This is a genomic window from Polaromonas sp. P4_F9 (assembly GCF_056401235.1).
In genome coordinates this window covers 36243-50735 of record NZ_JBFUJT010000001.1, presented here as the reverse complement: position 1 = coordinate 50735, position 14493 = coordinate 36243, and the positions used below count along the sequence as shown (strand labels likewise).

Below are 14493 nucleotides of genomic sequence, written 5' to 3'. Positions count from 1 at the left end.
CACTTCATTCGGCGTCGGGCTGGCGCGAAGGAGCCGCCGCAGCGAAAGCAGGCAGTGCCTGGCAGGTGTTGAATATCGCCGTCAATCTCGGGCAGCCCGACAAATCAACATTGAAACGCTGGGCACTGAAAACCTGCGGCACCAGGCAGCAGTCGGCCATTGTCGGCGTGTCGCCAAAACAGAAGGCGCCGATGCGGCCGTGCTGCTGAATTTGCGCTTCGATCGCCTCCAGGCCCAAAGTGATCCAGTGCGCGATCCATTCGCTTTTCTTTTCTTCCGAAATCTCCATGGAGCCGGTCAGATACTTCAGCACCCGCAGGTTGTTGATCGGGTGAATGTCGCAGGCGATGCCCAGCGACAACTGGCGCACAAAAGCCCGGTCAGCCGGCGACGGCGGCAGCAGCGGCACCTGCGGATAAACCTCGTCGAGGTACTCCATGATCGCCAGTGACTGACTGATCTGCACGCCCTCCTCGCTCAACACCGGCACCAAGGCCTGCGGGTTGATGGCGCGAAACGCTTCGCCAAACTGTTCGCCGCCATTTCGGTTGAGGTGAATGAACACATGCTCGGCCTGAAGGCGCTTGAGGTTCATCGCGATGCGCACGCGGTACGCTGCCGAGCTGCGAAAGTAGGTGTGAAGGATGCGGCCCATTCAGACTCCGAGATACTGGTGCACGATTTCAGGCTGGCCGCGCAGGTCGTCCGAGGTTCCCTGCCAGACGACACATCCCTTTTCAATCACAAAGTGCCGGTCAGCCAGACCCATCAGCGCCTTCACGTTCTTGTCGATGACGATCTGCGACAGCCCGTCCTGCTTGAGCTCGGCCAGCGCGCGCCAGATCTCGTTGCGGATGACCGGCGCCAGGCCCTCGGTGGCCTCATCGAGCACCAGCAAGCGCGGATTCGTCATCAGCGCGCGGCCGATGGCCAGCATCTGCTGCTCCCCCCCCGACAGCTGCGATCCCAGGTTGCCGCGACGCTCTTTGAGCCGCGGGAAAAAGGCGTAGACGCGGCCCAGGTCCCAGGTCTTGCCCCGGCCCTTCTTGTCGTCGCGGGCGGTGGCGACCAGGTTTTCTTCCACCGTCAGGTTGGGAAAAACCTGCCGGCCCTCGGGCACCAGCGCCAGGCCCTGGCGCGCGATGCGGTGCGAGGGCAAGTGGTCGACGCGGTGGCCGGCCACGTGCACACTGCCGGCCGCCACCGGCAGCATGCCGAACAGGCACTTGACGGTGGTGGAGCGGCCCATGCCGTTGCGGCCGAGCAGCGTGACGACTTCGCCGGCGCCGACTTCAAAGGAGATATCGAACAGCGCCTGCGCATGGCCATAGGAAGCCTGCAGGCCTTTGACGGATAAGAACGGGTTCATGATGGGGTCCTCGCGCGCGTCATGCTTCGGCCTCTTCTTCGCCGAGGTACACCGCCCGCACTTCCGGGTGGTTGCGGATTTCATCGGGCGTTCCGGTGAACAGAATCTTGCCGTAGACCAGCACGCTGATGCGGTCGGCCAGCGCAAACACCGCGTCCATGTCGTGCTCGACCAGCAAGATGGTGTACTGGCGTTTCAGGCGCTGCAGCAGGGCGACGACGGCGGCGGACTCCTGCACGCTCATGCCGGCCATGGGCTCGTCGAGCAGCAGGAACTTCGGCCCCGCGGCCAGGCTCATCGCGAGCTCCAGCTGGCGTCGCTCGCCGTACCCCAGGTCGCCGGCCATCACATGGAGCCGGTGCGTGAGGCCGCTCGCTTCCAGCGCTTCTTCGGCGAACCTGCGCGCTTCCTTGCCCGCCAGCATCGGCGCCCAGAATTTGAAGGCGTGCTGGCGCGAGCCGAGCGCCGCAAACGTTGCATTCTCGAGCACGGTGAAGTCTTCAAAAATCGAGGTGATCTGATAAGACCGCAGCAGGCCGCGTACCGCGCGTTCGTGGATCGGCAGCGCGGACACATCGGCGCCATTGAACCAGACGCTGCCGCTGTTCGGTGCGAGCTCGCCCGACAGCTGGTTGATCAGCGTCGTCTTGCCGGCGCCGTTGGGGCCGATGATGGCGTGGAGCTCGCCCTCGCCGATGTCGAGCGACACGGCGTCGGTGACCAGCAGCGCGCCGTAGCGCTTGGTGAGGGAGTCGGTGCGAAGTACGCTGGCCATCACAGGGCTCCCTTCGCCACACCAGTCGCCACACCAGTCGCCGCAACGGCCGCTGCGGTGGTGGTAGGGGTGGTGGTCGTGGTGGTGGTGACTTTTGCGGGCAGCTTTCCACGGGAATCCAAGCGCTGCAGCAGGCCGATGATGCCGCGCTTGCCCAGGAGGGCGACGATGACAATGAGCGGGCCGAAGATGACCATCCAGTGATCGGTGAAGCCTTTCAGGATCTCTTCGAGGCCCAGGAAGACCAGCGCGCCCATCAAGGGGCCAAACACCGTGCCAAGACCGCCGATGACGACGATGACGATCAGCTCGCCGGAGACCGACCAGGCCAGGGTGCTGGGCGAGGCGAAGGCATTGAGGTTGGCCAGCAGCAGACCGGCCACGCCGCACAACATGCCCGACATCACATAGGCCAGCAACTGGTAACGCACCACCGGGATGCCGGCGGCATTGACCCGGCGCGCGTTCTGCCTGGCGCCACGGATCACCATGCCGAAGGGCGCGGTGCGCAGCCTGGCGAGCCACCAGATCGACAGCACCAGCACGACGAAGGCCACGACGTACACACTGGTCGCGGACGACAGGTCGACGGGGCCGAAGCGGCTGGTCTGCGCGATGGACATGCCGTCATCGCCGCCGTAGTTCTTCAGGCTGACGAAGAGAAAATAGCCCATCTGCGCGAAGGCCAGCGTGATCATGATGAAGGCGATGCCGGTGGTGCGCAGGCTGATGGCGCCGGTGACCAGCGCGACCAGGCCGCACCCGCCGAGGCACAGCGCAAGGTGCACCCAGCCGTTGCCGATCTCATGGAAGGAGGCAAGGCCGACGGCATAGCCGCCCAGTCCGAGGAACAGCGAATGCCCGAAGCTCACCAGCCCGCCGTAACCCAGCGCGATGTTCAGCGCGCAGGCAGCAATCGCGTAGATGATGATGCGCGCGAAGAAGGCCACATAAAACTGCTGGCCGGTGGCCTGCGCGACGAAGGGCACTGTCGCCAGCAATAGCAGCACCAGCAGGGGAACCCAGGTGCTGGGACGTGAAAGAAGTGGAGTCATGGGTTTCACCTGTTGGCTGGAAAGAGGCCTTGCGGCCGCCACGCCAGCACCACCGCCATCAGCAGGTACACCAGCATGGAGGCCAGCGCCGGGCCGGCCGCGTCGGCGAACGACCGCTCGGTGACCTGCCGCAGCATGAAGGGCAGAAACACGCGGCCCATGGTGTCGACGATGCCGACGATGAGCGCCGCATAAAACGCACCGGTGACCGAGCCGATGCCGCCGATCACGATGACGACCAGCGTGGTGATCAGCACCGACTCGCCCATGCCGGACTGCACCGACAGGATGGGTCCCGCCATCGCGCCCGCCAGGCCCGCGAGCATGGCGCCGACCGCAAACAGCATGGCGTTGAGCAGGCGAATGTTGACGCCCAGGGCCGCCACCATCGCAGGGTTGACGGCGCCGGCGCGGATCAGCATGCCCACGCGGGTCTTGTTGATCAGCAGCCAGGAACCGATTGCCACCGCCAGCCCGACGACGATGATGGCGAACCGGTAGGCCGGGTAGCTGAAGCCGCCGATGTCGATCGCGCCGCCGAGGAATTCCGGAACCTGCAAAAATACCGGCTGCGCTCCCCAGATGATGCGCACCAGTTCGTTGAAGAACAGCACCAGGCCGAAGGTGGCCAGTACATGGTCGAGGTGGTCGCGGCGGTACAGGCGCGCGACTGCGACGAACTCCAGCGCCAGGCCCAGCAGCAGCGACCCCAGCATCGCCGCCAGCACGGCCAGCCCGAAGGAGCCGGTGTACTGGAAGGCCGTGGCCGCGAAGTACGCGCCCATCATGTAGAGCGAGCCGTGCGCCAGGTTGACAAAGCTCATGATGCCGAAGACCAGCGTCAGGCCCGCCGCCAGCAGGAACAGCAGGACGCCGTACTGCAGGCCGTTGAGCAGCTGCGCGAAAGCAATCGTGCTGTTCATGGCGTCACTTCAGCGCGCATTGCGCGTGGTAGGCATCGGTCTGCTTGGTCAACGGCGTTGCGACGAGTTTTCCGGCGATGCTGCTGCCGCTCTTGACGGTTTCGAACGCATAGTAGTTCTGCACCGGCAGATTGTTGTTGTTGAACGCGAACGGGCCGCGCACCGACTTGAATTCGCTGCCAGCCGCTTTCACTGCGACGGCAAGCGCCTTGGCGTCGCCGGGCGTGGCCTTGCCGAGCGCGATGTTCAGAATATTGGCCGCGTCGTAGGCCGTTGCCGCGTATTCGCTGGGCGTACGCTTGTACTTGCGCTCGAAGTCGGCAACGAATTTCTTGCTCTCCGGCGTGTCAAGCGCCGCGTCCCACATCGCACCGCTGACGCTGCCCACCGCGGCATCCTGCAGGCCCGGCAAAGTCGTGCCGTCAACGGTGAAGACGGAATACAGGGGCACCTTGGCCATCAGGCCGGCCTGGCTCATCTGCTTGATGAAGTTGACGCCCATGCCGCCAGGGTAGAACACAAACACCGCGTCGGGCTTGGCTGATTGCAGTTGCGCAAGCTCGGCCGAGTAGTCGGGCTGGTTCACCTGCGTGTAAACCTCGTCCACGATCTGGCCCTTGAAGTAGCGCTTGAAGCCGGTCATCATGTCCTTGCCGGCCTGGTAGTTGGGCGCCATCAGGTAGACCTTTTTCAGGCCCTTGTCCTGGGCAAACTTGCCCATGGCTTCGGCGGCGCCGTCGTTCTGCCACGCAGCGGAAAACACATTGGCCTTGCAACCCGCACCGGCCAGCGGCGATGGGCCGGCATTGGTGGCGATGGCCACGGTGCCCGACTCGGCGATGCGCGGCAGGCTGGCCATCAGCACGTTGGAAAAACTCAGGCCCACGATGGCATCGACCTTGTCCTTGTCGATGAACTTGCGCACGATCTGGCTGCCGATTTCCGGTTTGAGCTGGTCGTCTTCCTTCAGTATGGTGGCGGGTTGACCGCCGAGCTTGCCGCCCAGTTGCCCGACCGCCAGCATGAACCCGTCGACCTGGTCCTGGCCCACGATGGCCTGCGGGCCTGACAACGGCGCCATGATGCCGATGGTGGCGGCTGTGGCGAGCTGGCTGGCGCCTGCAAGCGCCACACCAGTCAGGGCGGCGAGCGCGGTGCGGCGGAAGGAGGTCGCGGGTGTCGTAGTCATGTTCTCTTGTCTCATGTTGTGTGGATAGGGTGAGGGAAGGATGCGAAGAATGGGACGGTTGCGGGGTCAGTCAGACATCTGCAAAAATACGCGCCCGCCTTCGATGCGCACGGGGTAGCTGCGAATATCCTCCGTGACCGGCGCGCAGGTGCCACGGCCATTGCGCACGTCGAACTTGCCCTGGTGCAGTGGGCATTCAATTTCATAACCATCCAGAAAGCCGTCGCACAGCCGCGCATGGCCGTGGGTACAGATGTTGTCGGTGGCAAAAATACTGCCTTCGACCTTGTAGAGGGCAATGTCGCGGCCACCGACCTGCAGGCCGATCACATCGTCTTCGGGCACGCCGTCTTCTTCGGTGGCGTCAATCCAGTTGGAATTGCTCATGGTTTAAATCGGGTAAATGATGGAATTCGGAATCATTTCGCTGTCGTACACACAGTAGCGCGACGAGAACTTCAGGCCTTCGGGCGTGCGCTCGATCACGTCGATGTAACGGCCTACATTGAAGACCGTCGACTCCTGCGACAGCTTGGTGCGGAAAACGGCGTAGTTGGCCTCGGCCTCAAAGCGGTTCTTTTCGGCCTTGTGGATCAGCGGCGCGCCGACGACGTGACGCTGGTAGTAGGGGTCATGGAACAGCGTTTCGCGGATGCCATAGACGCGGTCTTTGAGCATGCCCTTGCTTTCAAAAAACAGGGTGGCCAGCGGAAAACCGCGTTCATGGTTTTCACGCGGGATCAGCTTGTAGGTGCAGTTTTCGGTGAAGAACTCGGGCCACAAATCCCAGTCGCCCGAATCGACCGCCCGGGCGTAATCGGCATACAACTGCGCGATCTGCAGGTAGTCTTCGAAATTGATGTTGACAGCGGTACTCATTGGGTAACCTCCACGCCATGCGTTGCGGTATTCGCCTTGGGAGCGGTCCGACGGCTCATGCGTCGGCCTCCATCACTTCGCGCCAGTATTGGTACATGCCGCGTATCAGTGTTTCGGTGACCATGTGGTCGGTGTCCTCAACCGTGCGCCCGCCCAGTTCGGCCAGGGTGCGATGGAACGGCTTCTGCTCGAAGCCTTGCTGCGAGAACTCGATCACCTCGCCGTCGTCGGCCGACACGAAGCCGGCCGGGCCGAACAGGTTGGCCTGGCGCAGCCGGCGCTGCGTCATCTCTTCCGTGTCGTCCGCGAAGCCGAAATGCGTCCACACGAAGTCGAAGGAGCCGTGGCCGTCGGGCTGGATGTGGCGCGTCGACACGCTGTTGACCTGCTGCTGCAGGATGACGCTGGGGAAAAGCGTCATCATCACCGCGGTCGGGCCGCCCCACCAGGGCTCGGGCACGATGTCGAGAAAGCGCGGGTCGTTGAGCTCCATGCTCTCCTTGAAGCTGGACACCTGGGTGACCTGATCGGCCTTGCCCGACTGTCCACGCGTGGAAATCATGGCCGCATGGCGGTGGCGTGCATCCATCTTCAGTTCGGACTTGTTGTCAGCGCGCCAGAGACCAAAGGTGACAAACCAGGTGTGCAGCAGGCCGGGGTGGTATGGGTCCTTGATGTTCTCCTGCATCAGCTTCCAGTTGCCCGGAATGCGCTGGCGGTTGTAGCCCAGGATCTTCAGCTCGCGGCCGTCGAAGAGGCGGTCGAAATAGCCGAGGATGACCGGTCCGAGAAAGTCTTCGAGCGATTCGATGTCGTGGTCGAAACTGGCAAACACCACGCCGCCACGCGTCGCGACCTTGAGCTTGTTGAGGCCGTGGTCGGTGGTCTTGAAGTCCGCCGGCATGCCGCCGTTGACCTTGCCGTCCTGCTTGACGCCGCGGCGAAATGGCACACCTTGCAGATCGCCCTTCAGCGTGTAGCTCCACTGGTGGTACGGGCAGACAAACTCTTTTTTGTTGCCATGGCGTTCGCGGCAAAACTGCATGCCGCGGTGGGCGCAAACGTTCTCGACCACACTGACGCCACCGTCGGCATCGCGCACCATGATCACCGAACGTTCTCCGACCACCGTGCGCTTGAAGTCGCCGGCGTTGGGGATCTCGGCATCAAGGCCGACGTAGTTCCAGTGTTTGGTGTAGAAGAAGCGTTCGAGCTCTTTCTTGTGCTGGTCCGGGTCGGTGTAAGCCATGAAGGGAATCCGGCTGGTGCCTTCGGATTCCCAATGGATCTTGATGGGAAAGGTTCCGGTGGGTGCGGTGGTCGATGCAGTCATCGCTGTCTCCTTGGTTTCCGTTTTCCGTTTTTTCGTTTGCCGTTTTCCGTTTTCCGCGCCTACGTATCAGGCCTTCACCGTGACCGTGATGCCGGCCAGGCCTGCGATGTCACCCTGCATCACATCGCCCGCAACCACGGCGTTCACGCCCTCGGGGGTGCCGGTCATGATGATGTCGCCGGGCTCCAGCGTTTCGTATTCAGACAGGTAGGCGATGCATTCCGAAACCGACCAGATCAGCTTGGCAATGTCCGACGACTGACGGGCGCTGCCATTGACGGAGACGCTGATGGCGCCTTCAGCCACATGGCCGCTGTCGGCCACGCGTGACAGCGCGCCGACAGGTGCCGACAGCGCGAAGGATTTGCCGAATTCCCAGGGGCGGCCCTTGTCGCGCGCGTCGAGTTGCAGGTCGCGGCGTGTCATGTCCAGGCCGACGCCGTAGCCGTAGACATGGTCCAGCGCATCGGCCACAGCGATGTCGCGGCCGCCCTTGCCGAGGGCGACGACGAGTTCAATTTCGTGGTGGAAGTTCTTCGTCTTCGGCGGATAAGGAATGCTGACAGGCGACGACGCATCGACAGCGGCGTTGGCCGGTTTCATGAAAAAGAACGGCGGGTCGCGGTCAGGGTCTTTGCCCATCTCGCGCGCATGCGCGGCGTAGTTTCGGCCTACGCAAAAGATCCGGTTGACGGGAAAGCGTTCGCTGATGCCGGCTACGGCGAGCGTGGGGATGGTGGCGGGTTCGATGGCGTAGTTCATGTGATGGATGTGATTGTGTTTTGTCGCAGAGTTGAAGGGTTTTCAGGCGCGGTGTTCGCGCCACAGGCCGAGGGCCTGCTGCACGGGGCGATCTGAATAGCTGAAGAGCACGGCCTCGGGACCGGCGCGGAACTGGTGGCTGTGCCAGGACGGCACGACCATCACGTCGTTTTCATCGAGGCGAACGGTCTTGCCTTCGACAGTCGCTTCGGCGCTGCCGCTAAGGCACACGTACACCGTGCCGTCGGTGCAGCGATAAGGCAGCGTCTCGAAGCCTGCGGGAATCAGCTGCGAGAACGCCGCAATTGTCGGCATCGGCGAGCGGCCGGTGGCCGGGTTGATGTAGCGCTGCTTGTGGCCAAAGTGCGCATCGGGCGTACCGGCGGCTATGGCTTTCAGCGAGGCCAGCGTGCGTTCCCATGGATAAACAAACACCTTGGTCGGCTCGGCCGGCTGCTGGTAGAAATCGACCGGGACCATGTTGGAGCCGTAACGCGCCAGCGCATCGCCTTCCGGCCGGATGACGGCCTGGTAGTCGCTGTCGCTTTTCTCTGCAAATCCGGCATCAAGGAAACGCACAATGGGAATGTCCAGGCCGTCGAGCCATACCACCGGCTGGTCGCCCAGGTTGCCATGGTCGTGCCAGGTCCAGGCCGGCGTGATAATGAAGTCACCGCGGCGCATCGTCGTGCGTTCGCCATCGACCGCGGTGTAGGCGCCCTCGCCGTCCAGCACCAGCCGCAGCGCGGACTGCGTGTGGCGGTGGGCCGGCGCCACTTCGCCCGGCATGATGAGTTGCAGGCCGGCATACAGCGACTGCGTGATGCAGGACTGGCCGCGCAACGCGGGGTTTTCCAGAATCAGCACGCGGCGTTCAGCCTCGGCCGCGCTGATCAGCGTGCCGGCCTCCATCACACGGTCGCGCACGTCGGCGTACTTCCACAGATGCGAGACCGCCGGCGACTTGGGCGAGTGCGGCACCAGCGCGCCCAGCACTTCCCAGAGCGGCGTCATGTTGTCGGCGCCAATGCGGTCGTAATAGGCTTTGCGGCTCAGCTGGGATTCGAGGTCTAGATTTCTGGCGTTCATGGCGATTCCTGTTGATTTTTCAAGTGCCGCTGGCGTAAAACGCGTCGGCATAAATTTGTTCGGCGAGCACGCCCATCTGGCGCACCAGCAAGGTGGTGGCCTCCACCATGGGCGGCGCGCCGCAGAGGTAGGCGCGAACGCCTTCGAGGCTGGACCAGTCCTGGGCAATGGCTTCGGTGACCAGGCCGGTGCGGCACCCGGGCGCCTGGCCGGACGTGACCACGACGTGCACATGCAGTTGCGGATGTTGGCGCTGAAGCTCTGCCAGCCATTCGCGGCCGTAGATGTCGCGTTCCGAGCGAACACCGAAATAGAGGTGGATGCTGTTGCGCATGCCTTCGGCAATGACGCCGCGGATGATCGACAGGATAGGCGCGAGGCCTGTTCCGCCAGCCACGCACAGCATCGGGCCCTCATGCTTGCGACGCAGGTAGGCCGAGCCCAGCGGGCCGCTGACGCGCACCGCGTCGCCAACCTTCAGCGTGTTGGCGATGTAGCCGGTGACCCGGCCATCGGGGACCAGGCGCACATGGAACTCCAGCTCATCCTCCGCACACAGGCCGGCCATCGAATAGGGCCGGATATGGTCAGGCGTGAACTGAAGCTGCGCGTACTGGCCGGGTGAAAACGCGAGGGGTTTGGCGGCCTTCAGCCGGATCCGCTTGATGTCGTGGGTCTGGTCTTCTACCGCCACGACGGTGGCTTTGACGATTTTTGCCGTATGGACAACGACCTCGTCAGGTTCGGGGATTTCGACAGTGCAGGACTCAGTCAGAAAGGTCTGGCACGCCAGCACATAACGGTCTTCAGTCACCAGCGGGCGCTGCGCTTCCCGGCCCGAATCGAGCACATGCCCCTCGACAACCTTGCAGCGGCAGGTGCCGCAACGCCCGGCCATGCAGCTGTACGACACCGGCACGTCGTTGGCGCGCAGGGCATCCAGCAGATTGACGCCGGCGATAACGCTCAGCGTGCGCTGGAGGGGACGTACAAAAATTTCCATCAGTTGGGTCTTGTCTCGTGGAGAAATTGCTTTTTGCGACGACGGCGGAAACCGTGGCTGCCATGGCGGTGATCTTCGGCCGCGGTGCATAATCAGTCAATACAATGACATCAATGTTTAACATCATTTAAATCAATAGTCACGCACAGACGTAGATCGGAGACGCAGATGGAACTCCAGGACATCGACCTGAACTTGCTGGTCATCTTCAACCAGCTGTTGACTGAAAGAAAAGTCTCAAAAGTCGCCGAGAACCTCGGCCTCGGGCAACCCGCTGTCAGCAACGCGCTGGCGCGCCTGCGCAAGCTTTTTGGCGACGAACTTTTCCTGCGCACGTCCAGTGGCATGCAGCCCACGCCTTTCGCCGATCAGTTGGCCGAATCGATAGGCTACGCGCTGGGCATGATCCACGGCGCGGTCAACGCCAGGAACTCATTCGACCCAGCCACCAGCAAGCGGACTTTCTCAATCGGGATGACCGACATCGGCGAGATCTACTTCCTGCCCCTTTTGATGGAAAAGATCCAGAAGGTGGCGCCGGCCGTGTCGATCAGCACAGTACGCAATACCAGCATTAACCTGAAGGACTCCATGGAGGCAGGCCATATCGATCTGGCCATCGGATTGCTGCCCCAGCTCAAGGCCGGCTTCTTCCAGCAGCGATTGTTCACTCAGCAATACGTCTGCATGTTCAGGCAGGGGCACCCGCTGGACAAGAAAAAAATCCTGCCGTCGGATTTTTTTGCGGCGGACCATGTGGCGATTGTTTCGGCAGGTACGGGCCACGGGATCGTCGATGAAATACTGGACAAAAATTCACCACAGCGGAAGGTGAAGTTGACCGTACCGCATTTTGTGGCGGTGGGTCACATTCTTCAGTCAACGGAACTTGTGGCCACCGTGCCGGAACGCCTCGCAGAACGGATGGCCACACCTTTCAACCTGAAATACGTCGCACACCCCATCAAGCTTCCGCAGATTGCCATCAATCTGTTCTGGCATGCCAAGTACCACAAAGACCCGGCCAATCAGTGGTTGCGGGGCCTCATCTTCAACATGCATGCAGATGGGTAGTCAGGGGTAGTTGGCTTCATGGCCGAGTGGGTGTAGTACTCTTTTTTGTGGGGCCTGAAGGCGTCGGCGGGTTTGACATCAGCGATGCACTCCAACTCCGACATACTTTTCCATTCAGCGGATGTCCGCGCAGACGTCCCGAACACACCCGCGCAGCCAGCGGTGCGCCGGATCGGCATCCAGCCGCGGGTGCCAGAGCAATGACACCGTGATCTCCGGCGTGGCGACCGGAAGGGGAAAACTGTGCATTCCGGCGCGCAGGTTTCCGGTGTGTCGTTCGGGAACGGTGGCGATCAGGTCGGAGGCCCGGGCGAGCGCCAGCGCGGCCGCAAAACCACCGACGATGGTGGCGATCTCCCTTTCCAGTCCAAGCGGCACCAAGGCTTCATCCACCGGCTCCGCGCCCAGACCCCGCCGCGAAACGCCAATGTGCCTGCCGGCCGCATAACGGGCCGGCGTGATCTCGCCCTGGCTCAGCGGGTGCCCCGCTCGCACGACGCCAATGAAACGGTCCCGGAACAAGGCCTGCACGCGCAGCTCCGGAGCCGTCGTCTTCCCCATAACGCCGGTTTCCAGATCGACGGTCCCGTTGCGAAGTGGCGTGCTGTCTTTGTCGAGCTTCTGCACGAAGCACAGCCGCACGCCGGGCGCTTCCTGGCCGACGCGGGCAATGAGGTCCGGCCCGAAGTTCTCCACAAAGCCTTCGCGGGTCCGCAGCGTGAAGGTTCGGACCAGCTTCTTGAGCTTGAGCTTCTCCACGGGGCGCAGAACCGCTTCCGCGTCCTGCACGAGCTGGCCGACCTGCTCGCGCAGTGCTATCGCCCGGGGCGTGGGAACGAGACCGCGCCCAGCCCTGACCAGCAGCGGATCGCCCGTGGTCTCGCGCAACCGCGCCAGCGCCCGGCTCATCGCCGACGGGCTGAGCCGCAAGCGCCGGGCCGCACGCGCAACGCTGCCTTCCGCGAGCAGCACATCGAGCGTGACCAGCAAGTTGAAATCGGGTGTCGCCATGCATCGACCATAGCGCAGTTTGGCCGTTACATGGCGTCAAACGCACGAATAAAGTGCAAATGGTGCGCCTTCCGCCATGCCAGGCAAAGAACTACGCTTGCATATCAGCTCCATTTCGGAGTCGCCAGTAAACGGAGCAGAAAGCGGAGTTCATGTTGAAGTCAATCATTGCAAAACGGGATGAGGCAGTCGCCGGAAGTGAAAGCAAAAGTGGAAGTTCGGAACGGACACCTTCGGTTCGGTGGGCGCTCGCCGCCCTTTCGCTGTCCATGTTGCTGTCCTCGCTCGGCACCAGCATCGCCAATGTGGGCTTGCCGACGTTGGCACAGGCGTTCAACGCCTCCTTCCAGGAAGTCCAGTGGGTCGTCCTCGCTTATCTCCTCGCCATCACCACCCTGATCGTCAGCGTCGGACGGCTCGGTGACATCACCGGCCGGAAGCGGCTGCTGCTGGCCGGCATCTTCCTGTTCACGGCGGCCTCGTTCCTGTGCGGCATCGCGCCCACGCTCTGGCTGCTGATTGCCGCCCGGGCGGCACAGGGCCTCGGAGCAGCCGTCATGATGGCCCTCACCATGGCATTTGTCGGTGAGACGGTTACCAAGGCAAAGACAGGTAGCGCCATGGGCCTGCTCGGAACGATGTCCGCGATGGGCACCGCGCTCGGTCCATCGCTTGGCGGCGTTCTGATCGCCGGACTCGGCTGGCAGGCCATCTTCCTCGTCAACGTACCGCTGGGTATCCTGACTTTTCTTCTCGCGCATCGCTACCTGCCCGCTGATCGCCGGGGGCCGAAGATCGATAGCGCCGGCTTCGACCATGCGGGCACCCTGCTGCTGGCTCTGACGCTCGCGGCTTATGCCCTCGCCATGACCATTCGTCATCATGACGGGCGCGGCAGTTTCGGTCCGCTCAACATGGCGCTGCTGTTGGCGGCTGCCCTGGGCGTCGGCCTCTTCGTGCGCGCCGAGGCGAGAGCCGCATCCCCTTTGATCCGATTGGCGATGTTCCGCGATCCAGGCTTACGTGCAAGCCTCGCCATGAGCGCGCTCGTCTCGACGGTGATGATGGCAACGCTGGTGGTCGGGCCGTTCTATCTCTCTCGTGCGCTCGGGCTCAACGCGGCACTTGTCGGACTCGTCTTGTCGGTCGGCCCGCTTGCCGCCGCGCTGGCCGGTGTGCCAGCCGGCCGCATGGCGGACCGTTTTGGCGCACGACGCATGACCATCATTGGGCTCATCGCCATAGCGGCCGGTTCCTTCGTGTTATCCATGGTGCCGGCGACGCTCGGCATCCCCGGCTACATCGCCCCCATCGTCGTCATCACCGTCGGCTATGCGCTGTTCATGACGGCCAACAACACCGCCGTCATGACCGATATCCGTCCGGACCAGCGGGGCGTCATTTCCGGCATGCTCAGCCTGTCGCGCAATCTCGGGCTCATCACCGGTGCATCCGTGATGGGCGCGGTGTTCGCGCTTGCATCGGCAACGACCGACATCACAACGGCGCGTCCCGAAGCTGTTGCCGCCGGTATGCGGATTACGTTCGCAGTCGCGGCGATTCTGATCGTCGTCGCGCTCGCCATCGCGATTGGAACTTACCGCCGCACATGGCGCAATCGGGCACTTGCTCCGGAAGCAGCGTTGCAGGCGGACACGAGAGATTCGGGATGATGACCTTGCGACCTGCCGGGCGATTCTTCCGTTCGCGTTGATAGGCACCAAACCATTGCTGCGCGAACTCATCGCGATGCAGAAGGAAACCAATGATCTGCTGCGCCGGCAGCTTCAGGACCCAGCGGTGCGCGGTACTCCGGCAGTCCAGCGCGGGAACTGACAGTGACGGAAAGTCGATCGCCCCTGATGCCCGTGACGCTCAAATTCGCAATCTCAAAGATGCGCTGTGCTTGGCACGGCGAACAATCATCGATCTCATGCCCGAGGCGTTTGGAGCACAGCTGGCTTCACCTGGACACGGTACTAACAGCCGAATCCTTCAATCAAGGCCTTCATAGCCTTTGCGCGTTGATCA

At 62.8% G+C, this 14493-nt stretch carries 15 protein-coding genes; 2 read left to right on the top strand and 13 right to left on the bottom strand.

Features of this window, described 5'->3' with window-relative positions; translation table 11 throughout:
• Positions 1 to 4: 4 nt before the first annotated feature.
• From maiA to AC1DUB_RS00190, 12 genes are all read right to left on the bottom strand, one after another.
• Positions 5 to 655 carry a maleylacetoacetate isomerase gene (gene maiA / locus AC1DUB_RS00245; protein ID WP_477727790.1) on the bottom strand — a complete coding sequence of 217 codons (651 nt, stop codon included), beginning with the start codon at positions 653 to 655 and terminating at the stop codon, positions 5 to 7.
• Positions 656 to 1369 carry an ABC transporter ATP-binding protein gene (locus AC1DUB_RS00240; protein ID WP_477727789.1) on the bottom strand — a complete coding sequence of 238 codons (714 nt, stop codon included), beginning with the start codon at positions 1367 to 1369 and terminating at the stop codon, positions 656 to 658. It abuts the gene before it with no gap.
• 19 nt (positions 1370 to 1388) lie between these two features.
• A complete protein-coding gene (locus AC1DUB_RS00235; RefSeq protein ID WP_477727788.1) occupies positions 1389 to 2144 on the bottom strand; it encodes an ABC transporter ATP-binding protein in 756 nt (251 codons plus the stop codon).
• On the bottom strand, positions 2144 to 3199 hold the full coding sequence (locus AC1DUB_RS00230; RefSeq protein ID WP_477727787.1) for a branched-chain amino acid ABC transporter permease: 1056 nt from the start codon (positions 3197 to 3199) through the stop codon (positions 2144 to 2146). The genes AC1DUB_RS00235 and AC1DUB_RS00230 overlap by 1 nt, the downstream gene beginning before the upstream one ends.
• Positions 3200 to 3204: 5 nt before the next feature.
• Complete coding sequence (locus tag AC1DUB_RS00225) at positions 3205 to 4122, bottom strand: branched-chain amino acid ABC transporter permease (protein WP_477727786.1); 918 nt, start codon at positions 4120 to 4122, stop codon at positions 3205 to 3207.
• 4 nt (positions 4123 to 4126) lie between these two features.
• Positions 4127 to 5311 carry an ABC transporter substrate-binding protein gene (locus tag AC1DUB_RS00220; RefSeq protein ID WP_477727785.1) on the bottom strand — a complete coding sequence of 395 codons (1185 nt, stop codon included), beginning with the start codon at positions 5309 to 5311 and terminating at the stop codon, positions 4127 to 4129.
• Positions 5312 to 5377: 66 nt separating this feature from the next.
• On the bottom strand, positions 5378 to 5698 hold the full coding sequence (locus AC1DUB_RS00215) for a non-heme iron oxygenase ferredoxin subunit (protein ID WP_332778312.1): 321 nt from the start codon (positions 5696 to 5698) through the stop codon (positions 5378 to 5380).
• A 3-nt stretch (positions 5699 to 5701) separates the two neighbouring features.
• A complete protein-coding gene (locus AC1DUB_RS00210; RefSeq protein ID WP_477727784.1) occupies positions 5702 to 6190 on the bottom strand; it encodes an aromatic-ring-hydroxylating dioxygenase subunit beta in 489 nt (162 codons plus the stop codon).
• Between the two features lie 55 nt (positions 6191 to 6245).
• On the bottom strand, positions 6246 to 7523 hold the full coding sequence (locus tag AC1DUB_RS00205; protein WP_477727783.1) for an aromatic ring-hydroxylating dioxygenase subunit alpha: 1278 nt from the start codon (positions 7521 to 7523) through the stop codon (positions 6246 to 6248).
• 66 nt (positions 7524 to 7589) lie between these two features.
• Complete coding sequence (locus AC1DUB_RS00200) at positions 7590 to 8285, bottom strand: fumarylacetoacetate hydrolase family protein (protein WP_477727782.1); 696 nt, start codon at positions 8283 to 8285, stop codon at positions 7590 to 7592.
• A gap of 42 nt (positions 8286 to 8327) precedes the next feature.
• The gene (gene gtdA / locus AC1DUB_RS00195; protein WP_477727781.1) at positions 8328 to 9374 is read right to left on the bottom strand and encodes a gentisate 1,2-dioxygenase; all 1047 of its coding nucleotides are present in this window, start codon (positions 9372 to 9374) and stop codon (positions 8328 to 8330) included.
• Positions 9375 to 9393: 19 nt separating this feature from the next.
• Positions 9394 to 10377 carry a 2Fe-2S iron-sulfur cluster-binding protein gene (locus AC1DUB_RS00190; RefSeq protein WP_477727780.1) on the bottom strand — a complete coding sequence of 328 codons (984 nt, stop codon included), beginning with the start codon at positions 10375 to 10377 and terminating at the stop codon, positions 9394 to 9396.
• Between the two features lie 168 nt (positions 10378 to 10545).
• Between AC1DUB_RS00190 and AC1DUB_RS00185 the strand changes: the two genes are divergently transcribed.
• A complete protein-coding gene (locus AC1DUB_RS00185) occupies positions 10546 to 11451 on the top strand; it encodes a LysR family transcriptional regulator (RefSeq protein ID WP_477727779.1) in 906 nt (301 codons plus the stop codon).
• Positions 11452 to 11565: 114 nt separating this feature from the next.
• On the opposite strand, the gene AC1DUB_RS00180 is transcribed toward AC1DUB_RS00185, so the two are convergent.
• Entirely contained in the window at positions 11566 to 12462 is an 897-nt protein-coding gene (locus AC1DUB_RS00180; protein ID WP_477727778.1) for a LysR family transcriptional regulator, read from the bottom strand.
• A 152-nt stretch (positions 12463 to 12614) separates the two neighbouring features.
• Between AC1DUB_RS00180 and AC1DUB_RS00175 the strand changes: the two genes are divergently transcribed.
• A complete protein-coding gene (locus AC1DUB_RS00175) occupies positions 12615 to 14135 on the top strand; it encodes an MFS transporter (protein WP_477727777.1) in 1521 nt (506 codons plus the stop codon).
• The last annotated feature ends 358 nt before the right edge of the window (positions 14136 to 14493 follow it).